Origin of the sequence: Ralstonia chuxiongensis (genome assembly GCF_024158925.1) — a bacterium.
GTDB classification, from domain to species: Bacteria; Pseudomonadota; Gammaproteobacteria; order Burkholderiales; family Burkholderiaceae; genus Ralstonia; species Ralstonia chuxiongensis.
Window position 1 is genome coordinate 460,379 of record NZ_JAMYWC010000001.1, and the last position, 17,618, is coordinate 477,996.

At 64.1% G+C, this 17,618-nt stretch carries 11 protein-coding genes; 8 read left to right on the forward strand and 3 right to left on the reverse strand.

The annotated features are described in order from the left end of the window. Window positions 1–175: 175 nt before the first annotated feature. From NKG59_RS01920 to NKG59_RS01940, 5 genes are all read left to right on the forward strand, one after another. Window positions 176–1,564 (forward strand): MdtA/MuxA family multidrug efflux RND transporter periplasmic adaptor subunit, encoded by a 1,389-nt coding sequence (locus NKG59_RS01920; RefSeq protein ID WP_253534712.1) that lies wholly within the window; start codon window positions 176–178, stop codon window positions 1,562–1,564. 57 nt (window positions 1,565–1,621) lie between these two features. After that, complete coding sequence (locus NKG59_RS01925; protein WP_253534714.1) at window positions 1,622–4,756, forward strand: MdtB/MuxB family multidrug efflux RND transporter permease subunit; 3,135 nt, start codon at window positions 1,622–1,624, stop codon at window positions 4,754–4,756. Continuing rightward, window positions 4,753–7,854 (forward strand): multidrug efflux RND transporter permease subunit, encoded by a 3,102-nt coding sequence (locus NKG59_RS01930; RefSeq protein ID WP_253534716.1) that lies wholly within the window; start codon window positions 4,753–4,755, stop codon window positions 7,852–7,854. The genes NKG59_RS01925 and NKG59_RS01930 overlap by 4 nt, the downstream gene beginning before the upstream one ends. Window positions 7,855–7,856: 2 nt before the next feature. Continuing rightward, on the forward strand, window positions 7,857–9,362 hold the full coding sequence (locus NKG59_RS01935) for an efflux transporter outer membrane subunit (protein WP_253534718.1): 1,506 nt from the start codon (window positions 7,857–7,859) through the stop codon (window positions 9,360–9,362). Between the two features lie 300 nt (window positions 9,363–9,662). Next, window positions 9,663–10,226, forward strand: a complete 564-nt coding sequence (locus tag NKG59_RS01940; protein WP_024978588.1) for an acyloxyacyl hydrolase — start codon at window positions 9,663–9,665, stop codon at window positions 10,224–10,226. A gap of 78 nt (window positions 10,227–10,304) precedes the next feature. On the opposite strand, the gene NKG59_RS01945 is transcribed toward NKG59_RS01940, so the two are convergent. Next, window positions 10,305–11,639 (reverse strand): sensor domain-containing diguanylate cyclase, encoded by a 1,335-nt coding sequence (locus NKG59_RS01945; protein ID WP_045202215.1) that lies wholly within the window; start codon window positions 11,637–11,639, stop codon window positions 10,305–10,307. A gap of 650 nt (window positions 11,640–12,289) precedes the next feature. On the opposite strand from NKG59_RS01945, the gene NKG59_RS01950 reads away from it, so the two are divergent. Continuing rightward, window positions 12,290–12,772, forward strand: a complete 483-nt coding sequence (locus NKG59_RS01950; protein ID WP_253534721.1) for a hypothetical protein — start codon at window positions 12,290–12,292, stop codon at window positions 12,770–12,772. 15 nt (window positions 12,773–12,787) lie between these two features. On the opposite strand, the gene NKG59_RS01955 is transcribed toward NKG59_RS01950, so the two are convergent. Further along, window positions 12,788–13,300 carry a GtrA family protein gene (locus tag NKG59_RS01955; RefSeq protein ID WP_253534723.1) on the reverse strand — a complete coding sequence of 171 codons (513 nt, stop codon included), beginning with the start codon at window positions 13,298–13,300 and terminating at the stop codon, window positions 12,788–12,790. A gap of 120 nt (window positions 13,301–13,420) precedes the next feature. Between NKG59_RS01955 and NKG59_RS01960 the strand changes: the two genes are divergently transcribed. Both NKG59_RS01960 and NKG59_RS01965 read left to right on the forward strand, forming a co-directional pair. Continuing rightward, window positions 13,421–14,326 carry a flagellar brake protein gene (locus tag NKG59_RS01960; protein WP_253534725.1) on the forward strand — a complete coding sequence of 302 codons (906 nt, stop codon included), beginning with the start codon at window positions 13,421–13,423 and terminating at the stop codon, window positions 14,324–14,326. A gap of 224 nt (window positions 14,327–14,550) precedes the next feature. After that, window positions 14,551–15,966, forward strand: coding sequence for a bifunctional diguanylate cyclase/phosphodiesterase (locus tag NKG59_RS01965; protein WP_253534727.1), 1,416 nt, complete (start codon window positions 14,551–14,553; stop codon window positions 15,964–15,966). Between the two features lie 55 nt (window positions 15,967–16,021). Here the strand turns inward: NKG59_RS01965 and NKG59_RS26380 are convergent, their stop codons facing one another. Then, window positions 16,022–17,590, reverse strand: coding sequence for a methyl-accepting chemotaxis protein (locus NKG59_RS26380; RefSeq protein ID WP_301288030.1), 1,569 nt, complete (start codon window positions 17,588–17,590; stop codon window positions 16,022–16,024). Window positions 17,591–17,618: the final 28 nt, after the last annotated feature.

Genomic DNA, 17,618 nt, shown 5'->3' on the forward strand with positions numbered 1-17,618 from the left:
TTCACCATATTGTTTCGCCCGGTAACACCGCGATGGGTTTGTAATCTGCCGTAATAGAACCCGCTGCGCGACTAATTCTTCGCAAAGACGTTGCCTTTAAGCTGCGGTCTGACTGGCATGGGCGCCAGCTATCATGTGCGCTCGTCCCCATATTGTTAAGAACAGGAACGCCAACATGTCCGATCCCAAGGACCAGAAGCCCGGCCAGTTTGACGACGCCGGCCGCCGTACGCACGAGGGGAAGGAGACGCCCAACGAGGTGTCTCCAACGCTGCTGCCGCCCCCGCGCGAGGGTGGCAAGCGCCGCCGCTGGGGCATCTGGGTGGTGATCATTATCCTGGTGCTGATCGGCTATGCGGTCTATCACGCGAAGTACCGCAACGCGGGCGGCCCCGGTGGGCGAGGTGGCCCCGGTGGGCGCGGCGCGGCCATGGCCGGCAAGCCGATGCCTGTGATGGTCGGCACGGCCGTCAAAGGCGACATCAACGTGGTGCTGTCGGCGCTGGGCAATGTCACGCCAGTCAACAACGTGACGGTCAAGACACGTGTAGATGGCCAACTCGTGCGCTTGGCGTTTACGGAGGGGCAGACCGTCAAGGCCGGCGACCTGCTGGCCGAGGTCGACCCGCGCACCTATCAGGCACAGCTTGCCCAGGCGGAAGGTCAGCTTGCGCGCGATCAGGCGCTGTTGCAGAACGCCAAGCTCGACCTGCAGCGCTACCAGACGCTGCTCTCGCAGGATTCGATCTCCAAGCAGCAGGTGGATACGCAGGCAGCGCTGGTGCGTCAGTACGACGGCACGGTCAAGCTGGACCAGGGCAACGTCGACAACGCCCGCGTGCAGCTTTCCTATACGCGCATCACTGCGCCGGTGTCGGGCCGGGTTGGCCTGCGCCAGGTCGATCCGGGCAACATCGTGCACGCCTCGGACACCAACGGCATCGTGGTCATCACGCAGATCGACCCGATCACCGTCATCTATTCCATTCCTGAAGACAGCCTGCCCAAGGTCATGCCGCGCCTGCAGTCCGGCGACAAGCTGCAGGTGGAAGCCTGGGACCGCGGCCAGACCACGCAGCTCGCGCGCGGCGTGCTCATGACGGTGGACAACACCATCGACAACACCACCGGTACGGTCAAGCTGCGTGCGCAGTTTCCGAACCAGAACGCCATGCTGTTCCCGAATCAGTTCGTGAACGTGCGCATGCGTGTAGATACGCTACGCGACGTGGTAATCGTGCCGAGCGCAGCCATCCAGCGCGGCACGCAGGGCACCTTCGTCTACGTGATCGGCGAAGACAACAAGGTGGCGCTGCGGGTGGTCAAGCTGGGCGTGACCGAAGAGGAACGCGTGTCGGTTGCGCAAGGCCTGCAGCCCGGAGAGCGTGTGGTGATCGACGGTGCAGACAAGCTGCGCGATGGCTCGCCGGTGGAGGTGATTCAGCCGGGTGCCGCCGCCGCAAGCGCACCCGCGGCCGGCCAGGCCCATCAGGGCGGGCGTCATCGCCGTGGCCAGGGTGACGCTTCGGCACCCGCCGCAAGTGCCCCGGCTGCCAAGCCGTAAGCCGTGAGTCGTGCATTGCGTGCACTCGCCTGACGAAGTCTTCTGTTCCGAGCTGGCATGAATCCCTCCCGAATCTTCATCCTCCGGCCCGTGGCGACCACGCTGTTGATGGTCGCCATCCTGCTATCGGGCCTGGTGGCGTACCGGATGCTGCCGCTCTCTGCGCTGCCCGAGGTCGATTATCCGACCATCCAGGTAACAACGCTGTACCCGGGTGCCAGCCCCGACGTGATGACCTCGTCCATCACCGCACCGCTGGAGCGGCAGTTCGGGCAGATGCCCGGCCTGAAACAGATGACGTCGTCCAGCTCGGGCGGCGCCTCGGTCATCACGCTGCAGTTTGATCTGTCCCTCTCGCTCGATATTGCCGAGCAGGAGGTGCAGGCGGCCATCAACGCGGCCGGCAACCTGCTGCCGAACGACCTGCCGATGCCGCCGATCTACAGCAAGGTGAACCCGGCCGACGCGCCGATCCTCACGCTGGCGATCACTTCCAACACGATGCCGTTGCCCAAGCTGGAAGACCTGGTCGACACGCGCATCGCGCAAAAGCTGTCGCAGTTGCCGGGCATTGGCCTGGTCAGCATCAGCGGCGGGCAGCGCCCGGCCGTCCGCATCCAGGCCAATACGTCAGCGCTAGCCGCGCTCGGGCTGTCGATCGACGACATCCGCACCGCCATCGGCACCGCCAACGTGAATGGCGCCAAGGGCAGCTTCGACGGCCCGATGCGCGCCTCCACCATCGACGCCAACGATCAACTCAAGTCGGCCGCCGAGTACGGCAAGATGATCGTCGCCTACAAGAACGGCGCGCCCATCCGCCTGACCGACGTGGCGCAGATCGTTGACGGCGCCGAAAACAGCAAGCTGGCCGCGTGGTCCAACACCACCCCCGCCATCATCCTGAACGTGCAGCGCCAGCCTGGCGCCAACGTGATCGAGGTGGTCAACCGTGCCAAAGCGCTGCTGCCACAGTTGAAAGAAACACTGCCCGGCAACGTAGAGGTAGCGCTACTGACCGACCGCACCACAACGATCCGCGCCTCGGTATCAGACGTGCAGTTCGAACTGATGCTGGCCGTGGCGCTGGTCGTGATGGTGATCTTCCTGTTCCTGCGTAACGTGCCAGCCACGGTCATTCCGGCGGTGGCGGTGCCGCTGTCGCTGGTCGGTACGTTCGGCGTGATGTACCTGGCCGGGTTCTCGATCAACAACCTCACGCTGATGGCGCTCACGATTGCCACCGGCTTCGTGGTCGACGATGCCATCGTCATGATCGAAAACATCGCCCGCTACATCGAAGAGGGCGACCCGCCCATGGAAGCCGCACTCAAGGGTTCCAAGCAGATCGGCTTCACGATCATCTCGCTCACGTTCTCGCTCATCGCCGTGCTAATTCCGCTGCTGTTCATGGGCGACGTGGTCGGGCGGCTGTTCCGCGAGTTTGCGATCACGCTGGCGGTATCGATCCTGATCTCGGCCGTGGTGTCGCTCACGCTCACGCCGATGATGTGCGCACGCTTGCTCAAGCACATCCCTGAAGCTGAACAATCGCGCTTCTATCACGCTGCGGGCGCGTTCTTCGACAACGTCATCGCGCGGTACGGCCGCATGCTGCAATGGGTGCTTGACCGGCAGAAGACCACGCTGCTGGTGGCCATCGGCACGCTGGTGCTGACAGGCCTGCTGTATGTGGTGGTGCCCAAGGGATTCTTCCCGGTGCAGGACACCGGCGTGATCCAGGGCATTTCGGATGCATCGCAGTCGATTTCGTTCTCGGCCATGGCCGAGCGGCAGCAGAAGCTGGCCGAGGTCGTGCTCAAAGACCCTGCGGTCGAGAGCCTGTCGTCGTTCATCGGCGTGGATGGCGTGAACACCACGCTCAACAGCGGCCGCATGCTGATCAACCTCAAGCCGAAAGATAAACGCGACGCCGACGCCACCGAGATCATTCAGCGCCTGCAGCCCGAATTGGCGAAGGTGGCGGGTATCTCGCTGTACATGCAGCCGGTGCAGGATCTGACGATTGAAGATCGCGTGAGCCGCACGCAGTACCAGTTCACGGTGGAAGATCCAGACCCGAACAACCTCTCCAAGTGGGTGCCGAAACTCGTTGAACGCCTGCAGCAGACCAACGAACTGCGCGACGTGGCGAGCGACTTGCAGGACAACGGCTTGCGCGCCTACGTGCAGGTCGACCGCGACAAGGCCGCGGTGTACGGCATCACGATGGCAGCGGTGGACAGCGTGCTGTACAGCGCTTACGGCCAGCGCCTGATTTCGACCATCTTCACGCAATCGAACCAATACCGCGTAGTGCTCGAAACGGACCCGAAGATGCAGCTTGGGCCGCAATCGCTGTACGACCTGCACGTGGCCTCTAGCAGTGGCCAACAGATTCCGTTGGGCGCGTTTGCCACGGTGGTGGAACAACCGGGCTCGCTGGTGGTGAACCACCAGGGGCAATTCCCGGCCGCGACCATTTCGTTCAACCTGGCGCCGCGTGCCTCATTAGGTGCGGCGGTCGACACGATCAATGCCGTCGAACAGGAAATCGGCTTGCCGGCCAGCATGCAAACCAGTTTCCAGGGTGCGGCGCTGGCGTTCCGTGCGTCGCTGTCGAATCAGTTGTGGCTGATCCTCGCAGCCGTCATCACGATGTATATCGTGCTGGGCGTGTTGTACGAAAGCACGATCCACCCGGTGACGATCCTGTCGACGCTTCCGTCGGCCGGCGTGGGTGCCCTGCTGTCGCTGCTGGTATCGGGCAAGGACATGGGCATCATCGCGATCATCGGGATCATCCTGCTGATCGGTATCGTCAAGAAGAACGCGATCATGATGATCGACTTCGCGCTGGAAGCAGAGCGCGAGCAGGGCATGACCCCGCGCGACGCCATCCACCAAGCGTGTCTGCTGCGCTTCCGCCCGATTCTGATGACGACCATGGCCGCCCTGCTGGGTGCCCTGCCGCTGATGCTGGGCACCGGCGTGGGCTCCGAGCTGCGTCAGCCGCTGGGGATCACGATGGTGGGCGGCCTGCTGGTCAGCCAGGTGCTGACGCTGTTCACCACGCCAGTCATCTATCTGGCCTTCGACAACCTGGGCGAACGCCTGCGTGACTGGCGCGCGCGCCGTGCTGCCCGACGCCACGGCGCTGCGGGCACCAATCAGTCTGGCGGACCGCGATGAATCTGTCCGCCACCTTCATCGCCCGGCCGGTTGCCACGGCGCTGCTGACCATCGGCGTGGCGTTGGCCGGTATCGCGGCGTTCCGCTTGCTGCCGGTGTCGCCGCTGCCGCAGGTGGACTTTCCGACCATCTCGGTCAACGCGTCGCTGCCGGGCGCCAGCCCTGAGACCATGGCAGCCACTGTGGCGACGCCACTGGAGCGATCACTCGGCCGCATCGCTGGCATTACCGAGATGACTTCGTCCAGCTCGCTCGGTTCGTCACGGATCACGCTGCAGTTTGACCTGTCGCGCGACATCGACGGCGCTGCGCGCGACGTGCAGGCGGCCATCAATGCGTCGCGCAGCCTGCTGCCTTCGGGCCTGCCGAGCAACCCGACGTATCGGAAGGTCAATCCGGCAGATGCGCCGATCATGATCGTGGGGCTGACGTCCGACACCAAGTCGCGCGGCGAGCTGTACGACGCGGCCTCGACCATCCTTGCGCAGAAGCTGTCGCAAGTGAACGGCGTCGGCCAGGTCACCATCGGCGGTGCGTCGCTGCCGGCGGTGCGGGTGGAGCTGAACCCGATGGCACTGAACAAGTACGGCATCTCGATGGAGACCGTGCGCACCGTCATCGCCAGCACTAACGCCAACAAGCCCAAGGGCATGATGGAATCCGGCGAACGCGTCTGGACCATCTACGCCAACGACCAGGCCAAGAAGGCTGCCGAATACCAGTCGCTCATCGTCGCGTGGCGCAATGGCTCGCTGGTGCGGCTGGCTGACGTGGCAGGCGTCAGTGACAGCGTGCAGGACATCCGCAACTATGGCTCGGCCAATGGCAAGCCGTCGGTGCTGCTCATCATCAGCCGGCAACCGGGCGCCAACATCATCGACACGGTCGACCGCATCAACGACATCCTGCCGTACCTGCGCAACACCATTCCCGCGCAGATCAACCTCGATGTGATGATGGACCGCACACCCACCATCCGCGCCTCGCTCAGGGATGTGGAGCGCACGCTGGTGCTGTCGATTGCGCTGGTGATCATGGTGGTGTTCCTGTTCCTGCGCAACGTGCGGGCGACGCTCATTCCGAGCGTGGCGGTGCCGGTCTCGCTCATCGGCACATTCGGGGTGATGTACCTGTGCGGCTACAGCCTCGACAACCTTTCGCTGATGGCGTTGACGGTAGCGACAGGCTTTGTCGTGGACGACGCGATCGTGGTGCTCGAGAACGTCTCGCGGCACATCGAAAACGGCATGCGGCCCATGCAGGCCGCGCTCAAGGGCGCGCGCGAGGTCGGCTTTACCGTGGTGTCGATGAGCCTGTCGCTGATTGCGGTGTTCATCCCGCTGCTGATGATGGGCGGCATCGTGGGGCGGCTGTTCCGTGAGTTTGCAGTGACGCTGTCGGTCGCCATCCTGGTGTCGCTGGTGGTGTCGCTCACCACCACGCCGATGATGTGCGCGCGCTTGCTCAAGCCCGCCGCCGAGGAAGAACACGGCTGGTTCCACCGCAAGACCGAAGGCTTCTTCACCTTCCTGCTCGACATCTATCGCAACTCGCTGGCGTGGGCGCTGCGGCACAGCTGGCTCACACTGCTGATCCTGTTTGCGACGGTTTGCCTGAACGTCTATCTGTACATCATCGTACCCAAAGGGTTCTTCCCGCAGCAGGACACAGGCCGCGTGATCGGCAACATCCAGGCAGACCAGGCCATCTCGTTCCAGGCCATGCGCACGAAGGTGACCGATTTCATCCACATCATCCAGCAAGACCCTGCGGTTGAAAACGTCGTCGGCTTCACGGGAGGCAGCCAGCGGAACAGCGGCTTCATGTTCATCCAGCTCAAGCCATTGGCCGACCGAAAACTCTCTGCCGATCAGGTGATCAATCGCCTGCGTGGCAAGTTGGCGCGCGAGCCAGGAGCGAGCCTGTTCCTGCAATCCGTACAGGACATCCGCGTGGGGGGCCGGGCGAGCAACGCGCAGTACCAATACACGTTGCAGGCCGATGACTTGAACGAGCTGCGCGCGTGGGATCCGAAAATCAAGCAGGCACTCACGCAGGTGAAATCGCTGACAGACGTCAACACCGATACGCAGGACAAGGGCCTGCAGACTTCCCTCGTCATTGACCGCGACAAGGCGAAGTCGCTGGGCATCAATCCGAGCGATGTCGACAACGCGCTGAACAACGCGTTCGGACAGCGCCAGGTGTCGACGATCTACAACCCGCTCAACCAGTACCGTGTGGTGATGGAAGCCGCACCGCAGTACTGGCAGAACCCCGACGGCCTGCGGGACATTTACCTCATCACATCAACAGGTGCGCAGGTGCCGCTGTCGACCTTCTCGCACTACGAGCCGACCAACACGGCGCTGGCAGTCAACCACCAGGGGCAATTCGCGGCGAGCACGATCTCGTTCAACTTGGCGCCAGGGGCTTCGCTGTCGGGTGCCACGCAGGACATCCAGGACGCGATGAACCGCATCGGCGTGCCGTCCTCCGTGCACGGCAGCTTCCAGGGCACCGCCAAGGCGTTCCAGGATTCGCTCTCCAGCCAGCCCGTGCTGATCCTGTTTGCGCTCATCACCATCTACATCGTGCTGGGCGTGCTGTACGAGAGCTACGTCCACCCCATCACGATTCTGTCGACACTGCCCTCAGCCGGTGTCGGGGCGCTGTTGGCCCTCATCATTACAGACACGGACTTTTCGATCATCGCGTTGATCGGCGTGATTCTGCTCATCGGCATCGTCAAGAAGAACGCGATCATGATGATCGACTTCGCGCTGGAGGCCGAGCGCAGCCAGGGCATGAGCCCCGCGGATGCGATCTTCCACGCGTGCGTGCTGCGCTTCCGGCCGATCTTGATGACGACGATGGCCGCGCTGCTGGGCGCCCTGCCCCTGGCGCTCGGCCATGGCGACGGCGCGGAGCTGCGCACGCCGCTGGGCATCTCCATCGTTGGCGGGCTGCTGGTCAGCCAGATCCTCACGCTCTACACCACGCCGGTGGTCTATCTGGCGCTCGACCGGCTGCGCCTGCGTCGCGCCGGCCGCAGCAAAGACGCACCGCTGCCCGCATTGGATTCGCAAGGAAGCTGAACATGACAAGAGGCACTCAAGCCCTTCGTACCTCATTGCTCGCGCTGGCTGCGTGCGCGCTCGTCTCGGCCTGCGCGGTCGGGCCCGATTACAAGCGCCCCACCGCCGAAGTGCCGCAGCAATACAAAGAAGCCGGCGACTGGAAAGTCGCCGACCCGAGCGACGCCATTGCCCGCGGCAAGTGGTGGGAGATCTTCAACGACCCGCAACTGAACGCGCTGGAAGAACAGGTGGCCGCCGCCAACCAGAACATCCTGGTGGCCGAGGCGCAATACCGGCAAGCCCAGGCGCTGGTGCAATCGGCGCAGGCTTCGTTCTTCCCCACGCTGGGTGCCAGTGCCTCGGCCACACGCAGCCGTTCAGTGCGCACCTCGGTCAACCCGGACGGCAGCCTGTCGACCGGCAACCCGAGCCTGCTCAACTCGCAAAGCCTTTCGCTCAACGCCAGTTGGGAACTGGACCTGTGGGGCCGCATCCGCCGATCGGTGGAGTCCAACAAGGCCAGCGCGCAAGCCAGTGTCGGTGATTTGTCGTCCGCTTTGCTGTCCGCGCAGGCAACGCTTGCGCAGAACTATTTTCAATTGCGTGTCACGGATACCCAGAAGGCTGTCTTGCAACGCACGGTTGCAGACTACGAGCGTTTCCTGAAGCTCACGCAAAACCAGTACGCCGTGGGCGTGGCGCAGCGGTCGGATGTGCTGACCGCGCAGACGCAGCTTAAGCAGTCGCAGGCGCTGCTGCTGGATACCGAAGTCACCCGCGCGCAGCTTGAGCACGCCATTGCGGTGCTGATCGGCAAACCGCCGGCGGAATTCTCGCTGGCCCCGGCCACCGCTGCCAGCGCGGCCGACTTGCCTGCCCTGCCCGCCATTCCGCTCGAAGTGCCATCGGCCGTGCTGGAACGCCGCCCTGACGTCGCCGCCGCCGAGCGCCGCATGGCCGCTGCCAACGCGCAGATCGGCGTGGCCAAGGCTGCATACTTCCCGACGCTCACGCTGGGCGCATCGGCAGGTTTGGCTGCCAACACGCTGACGCGCCTGGCAACGCTGCCGAGCCGCGTCTGGTCGATCGGCCCGACGCTGGCCGCCACGCTGTTCGATGGCGGCGCGCGTGCAGCCGCCGTCGACAAGGCCGGCGCTGCTTATGACGCGTCGGTCGCAACATATCGCCAGACGGTGCTGGGCGCGTTCCAGGATGTCGAAGACAACCTCGCCGCGCTTCGCTGGCAGACGCAGGAATTTGGCGTGCAGGCCGATGCCGTCAAGGCCGCGCAGGAAGCCGCGCAACTCAATCTGAACCGCTATCGCGCGGGCACGGTGAGCTTCCTGGAAGTCATCACCGCGCAGGCCACGGCCTACAATGCCGAGCGCACGCTGCTCACGCTGCAAGGCAAGCAATATTCGGCAGCCGTCCTGCTGGTCAAGGCGCTGGGCGGCGGGTGGCACGGCGAAGTGCCGGTGGTTGGCCAGGCGGCACTGCAACCGGCATCCGTTCCTGCCGCGCAATAACCCTTCTTTTGTTGCCGGTGGCCGACAACATTTCGCCACCGGCAATGTCCCCTTGTGCGTAAGCCCGCACGCAGTCGGATAGTTCCCCCTATAATCGACGGACTTTATTTCAGACCGCCCCGACCATCCGGGCCGGCTGATGCAGCATCGGGCGCGCAAATTGCGTCGCCCGATGCCTTGCAAGCCGCCCCGGTCCTATCCAGGCCGTCTGTTTGCCAGCCACCATGTCCGCCGCGCGCGTGGTTGCCGACGCAGTTGCCCCGATTCACGCGCGCCGCTCAACTGACTCTGCTCTCTCTGATGATCCGATCCGCGCTTCCCCGTTCCGCCAAGCTGCTGGCTGCCGCCCTGGGCGCCGCCACGCTGTTTGCCGCCCTGCCCGCTCAGGCTGACCCGTCCGTGCGCGTCATCTATGGCAAAGACAACAAGCACGGCATCGAGAAATACGGCGTCGACCTCGACTTCGACTCGGGCTTCCACTGGGGCAACCCGGAAGGCTGGTTCGTGAATCTGGATTGGGAAGTCGCGCTGGGCCAGTGGCGCTCGACCAAGGGCACCAACCGCCAAAACATCACCGAATTCGGCGTGACGCCGCTGTTCCGGCTTGAAAAGCGCGGCGGCTCGTGGGTACCGTTCATCGAGGCTGGTGTCGGCCCGCGCTTGCTGTCGCACGTCAGCACGTCCAACGAGCACTATTTCAGCACGGCCTTCCAGTTCTCCGACATGATCGGCGTGGGCGTGGCCTTTGGCAGCAAGCAACAATTCCAAATGGGCTACCGCTTCGAACACCTGTCGAACGCGTCGATCAAGCGCCCGAATCCGGGCACGGACCTGAACGAGCTTTACTTGCGTTACACGTTCTAAGATTTGAGCGTTTGCAACGCTTGAAGAAAGACGGCCTGCCCTGCGGCGGGCCGTTTTGTTTTGGCGTGCGGCGGTGAATCAACGCGCGTCGCCGTCGAGATCGCGATCGCGCGATCGCATGCCCATCAGCCGCTCGTAATTGAGCGAGGCATGGAAGCCCACGCCGTTGCCGCCGGCGCGTTTGACTTCATACATCGCAGCGTCGGCATTGCGGATGAGCGTCTGCGCGTCATGCCCGTCGGTCGGATACAGCGCCACGCCGGCGCTCACGCCCATCGACAGCACATGGCCTTCCACACGGAACGGCGTCTGCAATTCTTCGATCAGGCGTTCGACGGTTTGCGTCACATCGTCGCGCGTGGCGCAATGCGTGAGCACGGCGACAAACTCATCGCCGCCCAGGCGCGCCACCGTGTCCGAGGCACGCAGCCCGCTGCGCAACCGCATGGCCGTAGCCTTCAGGACGAGATCGCCAACCCCGTGGCCGTATTCATCGTTGACGGGCTTGAAGCGATCGAGATCGATGAACACGACCGCAACCTGGCCGCGCGCGCGACGTGCCGCCTGAATGGCGACGAACAGGCGATCGCGCAACAAACGTGCATTGGGCAAGTCCGTCAGCGGATCGTGCAGCGCGAGGTGGTGCGCCCGGTCCAGCGCCGTGCGCCGCTGTGTCACGTCGAGCAGCGTGCCGCTCACGCGCGTGGCCGTGCCGCGGGCATCGCGCTCGGTCACGCGGCCGCGCGCCGCCACCCAGATCCATTGACCATGGCGCGCGCGCATGCGCTGTTCAACTTCAAAGCTGTCGGCATCGCCGCGCATATGGCGATAGATGCGTCGCGCGCTCAAGGCCGCGTCTTGCGGATGCACCATGGCGAACCAGGCATCCGGATCGTTGGACAGATCCGTTGGCTCGTAGCCGAGCATGTCGGCCGTCCGACGGTTGAACGACACATGCCGTGCACGCGTGGACCAGTCAAACGTACCCAGCCCCGCGCCGTCCAGCACATAGGCCAGCCGTTGCTCCGACGCGCGCAGCGATTCCAGCGCCAGGCGCCGCGCGGTCACGTCCTGCATCTGCACGACAAGGTGCTCATTGCCGTCGTCGCGCGCCACCGCCACGTCGGTCTGCACCCAGACGGTGGTGCCGTCCTGGCGGACCAGGCGCGTTTCCATCGACAGCGTGTCGCGCTGACCGGCGAGCAGCGATTCAACGCCATGTCGTGTGCGTTCAGTGTGGTCGGGGTGGCACAGGTCAAACAGATCGCGCGCGCGCAGCGCCTGCGCTTCGTGGCCGGTCAGCGCGCACAGCGCTCGGTTCACGTCGAGGAAGCGACCCTCCGGCGCGCACAGGCCGATTCCTATCGGCGAATGTTCGATCGCAGCCTTGTACAAGTGGTGGTCCTCAAGCATGGCGATGCTGTTTCGCGAATGCGGCAGTCCCGGGGGGTGGTTGATATGATGGCCATCGCACCGCCGGTGCCCCATGACGCAATCGTTGCGTTAGGCGCGCGGTGGCAGTTGGCGTGATCCCCGTAACCGGTCTCGTGGTCTGCGTGGCCCAGTTGGCGGCGGGTAATGGCAGACCTAGGTGCGTTGCAAGCGCACGAATCGAGGCGGACTATAGAAGCCGCGAGTTAACGGGGCAATCCCTTCCCGCGAGGGGACATGGACCGCGTGCCCGCTTTGGGTCCCCATGTGCGCGAGATGACGCGAAGGAAACGCGCCCCGCGTCATTCCCGTCTGCGTTTGTCGACGTCGATTGTCGACAGCTGCCCGGCGTCGCCAGACACCCGATAACTGTACACCGGCCCCCTGGGCGAAGCAGTTAGCCGTTCGGTTAGGTCGCACAGACGCCGCCGGCACGCAACCGTTTGCCACGTGGGTGGCACCCAATCTCCACATTGTGAATGTCTTAAGGTTAAGACAAGGCCGCTCAACCTCATCCGGAAGGACGAAACGCGCAAACGGCCCGCTCCGTTACTATTCTTCAATATCGCTCGGGGGGGCGAATTCAAACACGGCGAGCCGCGGCACAAGCGCACGCGGTTGTGGGAGGTTGTATGGAATTGAGTTTTGTCGCCCCCGGCACGCAGACGCATCGGTATGCGCTCAAGCTCGCGGGCCTACCCGAAGGGACGGAGCCCGGCACGGCACCAATCGATCCAGCCTGGGTGGACGACGCCCTTACCGCCGCCGTGCGCGTATTCGACGCGCACCGCGTGCACTTTGCCGACGCCTACTTCGCCTATCGCGCCCGTGAGACGGCACAGCACCGCACGCGCGCTACCGGCAACACCTCACCTGCACGCGTTGCCGGCGATCTCCACGACGACACGCCGCTACTCGCGGATACGTTTGCGATTGCGCAGCTGGCCGCACTTGTGTCGCTGGAGGCATCCGGTGTGGCCGATGTAATCGATGTACACCTCGTGGTGGAGCGCCTGCGTGACGGTGCCCCCACGCCGCCTGCTGACGGCATCGGCGAAGTGACGTTTGTTACGGAAACCACGGCCGGCCTGCACAGCGTGGCAAGCCGACATTAATCTGGGCAGGGCCGCTCAGGGCCCGTGATGCGTGGGCCGCTCCGGCACGATGGTCGGCTGCGGCTCAGTTGGCGCGCCGACTGCGTCGGCGTCACGAAACGTCCAGTAACGGTGCAGCAGGAAGTTGAAGATGGCCGTGATGGCCGAGGCGAACACCTGCGCGATCAGGTAATACAGGCCAATCCCCAGACCGATGGCCATGATGGTCGCGTTACAACCGAGCGCAAGAAAGGCCACCAGGCCGAACCGCACCATCGCGCCGACGTGCCCGCGTGTGCTGTTGAAGACGGCCTGCCGGCTGATGAAGTAGTTGAGCGTGGCCCCGATCACGCTGCCTGCCACCGACGCCCGCCAGGGCGAGACGCCCACCTGCACCAGCCCGAACAGCACCACATAATGCGCCAGCGTCGCGCCCCCGCCGATGACGACATAGCGCGCAAACTGCTCCACCGCCGCCCAGAAATGCCGCCGAGACGCCATGCGCGTGCCCACCCCATCCACTTTGGAACCGACATTGTGCTCGATCATGGCTGCGGGGTCGCAACGAGCGTGCCACGCACCCCGCACAATAAGCGCGCTTAAAGTTATGCAACATTTGGCCGTATAAAACCGGTGGGGCCGTGCGCGGCTGTTGGCTCCCCTATTGCCATGCTCGAACTTCAACCTCTCGACATTCCGCTTGCGATCCCCCTGCCGTGGCCGATGCTTGACGCCGACGGGCAGCTGCTCGTCCCGAAGGGCGACGTCATCCATTCCCCGGAGGAGGTCGACCTGCTGTGCACGCTGCACCGCCCGCACCGTCTGGCGGACGGCACGCCCGCGCCTGCACCCGCGTTTGCAAATACGCAGTTCCCGAACACGATGTTCCCCGACATGGGCGACGACCCTGACGGCGAACGCACGATCGCCATGGAGCTGCTGGGCTTGCGCCCCGGCGGCATGCTGACCGTGCGCCTGACCGCGGGCGCCGGCCAGACCAAGGGAGCCGCGCGCGTGATGGGCTACAGCCCGCAGCGCCATCTGCTCATCACCATGCCAACCGACAACGGCCGCACGGTCATGCCGGTCAAGGACGAGCTGGTGGAAGTCCACGCATTCTCGGGCGAGGGCATTGCCAGTTTCGAATGCACGGTGATGGGGGTGTGCCGCATCCCGTTCGAATACGTCGTGTTGTCACCACCGCGGCGGATCAAGAACCGCACGTTGCGCAAATCGCTGCGCGTGCGTGCCAACGTGGTCGGCAAGATGCTGGTGAGCGGCGACCCGCCGCGCATGATCCATATCTCCGACATCAGCACCACGGGCGCGTCATTCCGCTCCGCGCATCGGCTGGAAGTGAGCGGCGCGCCGGCGCGTCTGCGCTTTCGCGTGAAAACGCGCGACTACCACTCCGAACTGGTGGCCGCGGCCCTCGTGCGAAGTGAGAAGCCGGCCGATCTGCCCAACGTTTACCAATACGGCGTGGAATTCATCGAATTGGTCGCTGCTCAAAAAATGCTGCTGCAGTGCTTTATCTATGAACAGCTGCTTTGGGGCGGCCAGCGTATGGTGTAACGTGCAGACAGACCTGATATTCGACTTTTTTTGATCAGACTTAATTGCTGTTAAACGTTAAAACCGCCTGCCGGACGCACCCGAAAACATGCCCGGAAGCGGCCTCCATGGCCGGTTTTCAGCTTATGATGCAGAAGGCGAGCTTGTGACAAAGCTATACAATTGAAAGTGCGCCGAGTGCACGTATTTCCGTTTTAAAGGCATTTGCAGGACGATCCCCATTTATGAGCCGCGCAAGGTCTGCCGCGCCATCGAGTCTGGACCCAATCTCCGGATTGCCGGACCGCGAACGATTCGTTCAGCTGCTGGCTGCCATGCCGCAACCCGCACGCCAGGATGCAATCGGCGCACTGCTGCTGATCGGCTTCGACCATTTTGCCGAGGCCACCAACACGCTCGGGCCGCTGGCCGCGCGCGAGGTCATCGTCGAATGTGCATCGCGGCTTGAAGCGTTGAGCGTGCCGCCAGCGAATGGCATCGCACCCATCGTCGGGCGCGTCGGCCCTGAAACCTTTGCCGTTGCCTGCGCAGATTTCGTCTCGGCACAAGACGTGCACGACCTCGCGCGGCGGATCTCCGCGGCACTCACGCGACCTTTCATCACGCATGGTTACGAACTGGTCTGCTCGTGCAGCATCGGCATGACGCTTTTTGAGACCATGCCTTCCGATGCAGCGCGGCTGATTGAACAGGCCGACCGGGCGCTCTACGGGGTCCAGCACGGTGCCGAACAAAGCCCGGCGCTGTATGCCCCGGCGGCCATGCCTCCGATCTCGGGCGGGAACACCGCCGCCATTGATGGATACGACGCCGCCGCCGAGCATCCACGCCTGGCCGCCCGGCTGCGCCATGCGCTTGCGCGCCGTCAGTTCAGCCTGAACCTGCAGCCGCAACTGAGCCTGACCGACGGCCGGATCGTCGGCTACGAATTTTTGCTGCGCTGGATTTCACCGGAACTGGGAGTCGTGGCGCCTGCCGATTTTCTGCCGATCCTGGAGCAGACGGGCGACATTCGCGAGGTGGGCCACTGGGTGCTCGACAACGCCGCCCAGATGCTGGCCGGGCTGCTGCGCGAGGAATCCCAGCGCGCGGGACGCAACAGCCGGCACCAGCTAGGCGTGCATGCAGCCGTCAATTTGTCGGTTGCGCAGCTGCTTGATCCGCAATTGAGCGACGTGGTGCGCGAGATTGCGGCGCGCCACGCGGTTCCGGCCACACGCCTCGTCTTTGAAATATCGGAACACACGCTGCATCGTGCCAACGGTTCGGCGCAGAAAGCCGTGGAAGCTCTGCACGCCTGCGGCGCACGCGTGGCAGTGGAAGATTTTGGCGCCACCGCGCACAGCCTTGATTGCCTGGCAACGTTCCGCCCCGATCAGGTCAAGCTCGATCAGGCCATCGTCAACGCAGTGACCAACGCGAGCGATCACGCGGTGCTGCAGCGCCTGGTGACTGCCGCGCATGGCGCGGGCGTGCCCGTCATCGCCACGCGCGTGGAAACCGCCGCGCAGCTCCACGCATTGCGCGCCTGCCGGTGCGACGTGATCCAGGGCTACCTGCTTTCGCAGCCTTTCCCTGCTCGCTGGATCGACGACACACAAGACGTGATTGCCGAGCGCGCACGCGATCTGATGCCGTAGAAAATGCCCTCCCGCTTTCACGGCGGAAGGGCATTGGTGCTTGCGCGCGTGCTGCTTATGCGTGCTCGACGCGGAAGACCGCCACGGCGCTACGCAGCGCCTCCGCCTGCTCTTCCAGCGATTCCGCCGCCGCAGCAGCCTGTTCGACCAGCGCTGCATTCTGTTGCGTCACCTGATCCATCTGCGTGACGGCCTGATTGACCTGTTCGATGCCGCTGCTCTGCTCTTCTGACGCAGCGCTGATCTCGCCCATGATGTCGGTCACGCGGCGCACGGCCACCACCACCTCGTCGATCACCGTGCCAGCTTCGGCCACGAGGGTCGTACCGTTCTGCACGCGGCCCACCGAATCGCCAATCAGTTCCTTGATCTCTTTGGCAGCCGTGGCGCTGCGCTGTGCAAGGCTGCGCACTTCACCGGCAACAACCGCAAAGCCGCGGCCCTGCTCGCCCGCGCGTGCGGCTTCCACCGCGGCATTCAACGCGAGGATGTTGGTCTGGAACGCAATGCCTTCGATCACGCCGATGATGTCGGCGATCTTTCGGCTGCTTTCGTTGATGCCAGCCATCGTGTCCACCACGCGGCCCACGACTTCCCCGCCCTTGACGGCAATATCCGAAGCGTTGACGGCCAGCGTGCTTGCCTGACGCGCGTTGTCGGCGTTCTGCTTCACGATGCTCGTCAGCTCTTCCATGCTCGACGCCGTTTCTTCCAGCGACGAGGCCTGCTGCTCGGTACGCTGCGACAGGTCGGCATTGCCGGCGGCGATCTGCTTGGTGGCACTGGCGATCGAATCCGAGCCCGTGCGCACCTGGCCGATGATCTGCTGCAGGCTCGTTTGCATGGACGATACGGCGTGCATCAGGCGTGCGGTTTCGTCGCGGCGCCCCGCAGCGGTCTGGCCTTCCATGCGCGCGGCGAGGTCGCCCGATGCCATGCGTTCGAACACCTGAATGGCGCGCTCAAGCGGACGCACCACCGTGCGGCCAAGCACGCCACGCGCCACCACCGACAGCACCAGCGCGGCGGCCAGCAAGCCACCCGAGATCCAGATGCTCATCGCATAGCGCGACTGGGAATGATCAAAGCGTTGCTGGCCGTACTTGAAGCGCGCCCCAACCAGGGGGCCGAGCGCCGAGTCGTAATCCACAAACAGCTTCGGCACCAGGTTCGTGTTCAGTTCGCGGTACGTGGTGAGGTCACTGCGTTCCAGTGCGGCGATGGCCGGCTCCAGCGCGGTCTTGACGAACTTGGTGCGCGCCGCGTCGGCGGCTTGCAGTTGGGCGCGGTCCGCATCGGGAATCGGCAGCTTCATGAACTGGGCCCAGGCATCGTTGGCTGTGTTGACCATCGTGTGCGCATCGGACAGCAGCTTCTTGAGCTCTTCAGGCGACGAGACCGCATCGAAATTGGTCAGGTGGATGCGCGCCCACAGCAGGTTGATGGTGTCTTTTGCCAGCAGGTCCAGGCCCTTGGCATCTTCCAGATACACGGCGCGCAAATCTTCATTGGTGGCCCGGCCGGTCGTGATACCGGCGAAACCCACCACGGCAATCATGACTGCAAATACCGCGACCAGGAACGTCAGCCGCGTGCGAATGCTCGTATCCATCCACTTCCACATATTGTTTTCCCCCGCATGATTGGGCCGT

Bases quoted from the DNA above. Each gene is read 5' to 3' on its own strand.
- NKG59_RS01950 (WP_253534721.1), top strand. From the start codon at position 12,290: ATGGAATTGAGTTTTGTCGCCCCCGGCACGCAGACGCATCGGTATGCG.
- NKG59_RS01930 (WP_253534716.1), top strand. From the start codon at position 4,753: ATGAATCTGTCCGCCACCTTCATCGCCCGGCCGGTTGCCACGGCGCTG.
- NKG59_RS01925 (WP_253534714.1), top strand. From the start codon at position 1,622: ATGAATCCCTCCCGAATCTTCATCCTCCGGCCCGTGGCGACCACGCTG.
- NKG59_RS01955 (WP_253534723.1), bottom strand. From the start codon at position 13,300: ATGATCGAGCACAATGTCGGTTCCAAAGTGGATGGGGTGGGCACGCGC.
- NKG59_RS01960 (WP_253534725.1), top strand. From the start codon at position 13,421: ATGCTCGAACTTCAACCTCTCGACATTCCGCTTGCGATCCCCCTGCCG.
- NKG59_RS01935 (WP_253534718.1), top strand. From the start codon at position 7,857: ATGACAAGAGGCACTCAAGCCCTTCGTACCTCATTGCTCGCGCTGGCT.
- NKG59_RS01940 (WP_024978588.1), top strand. From the start codon at position 9,663: ATGATCCGATCCGCGCTTCCCCGTTCCGCCAAGCTGCTGGCTGCCGCC.
- NKG59_RS26380 (WP_301288030.1), bottom strand. From the start codon at position 17,590: ATGTGGAAGTGGATGGATACGAGCATTCGCACGCGGCTGACGTTCCTG.
- NKG59_RS01945 (WP_045202215.1), bottom strand. From the start codon at position 11,639: ATGCTTGAGGACCACCACTTGTACAAGGCTGCGATCGAACATTCGCCG.
- NKG59_RS01920 (WP_253534712.1), top strand. From the start codon at position 176: ATGTCCGATCCCAAGGACCAGAAGCCCGGCCAGTTTGACGACGCCGGC.
- NKG59_RS01965 (WP_253534727.1), top strand. From the start codon at position 14,551: ATGAGCCGCGCAAGGTCTGCCGCGCCATCGAGTCTGGACCCAATCTCC.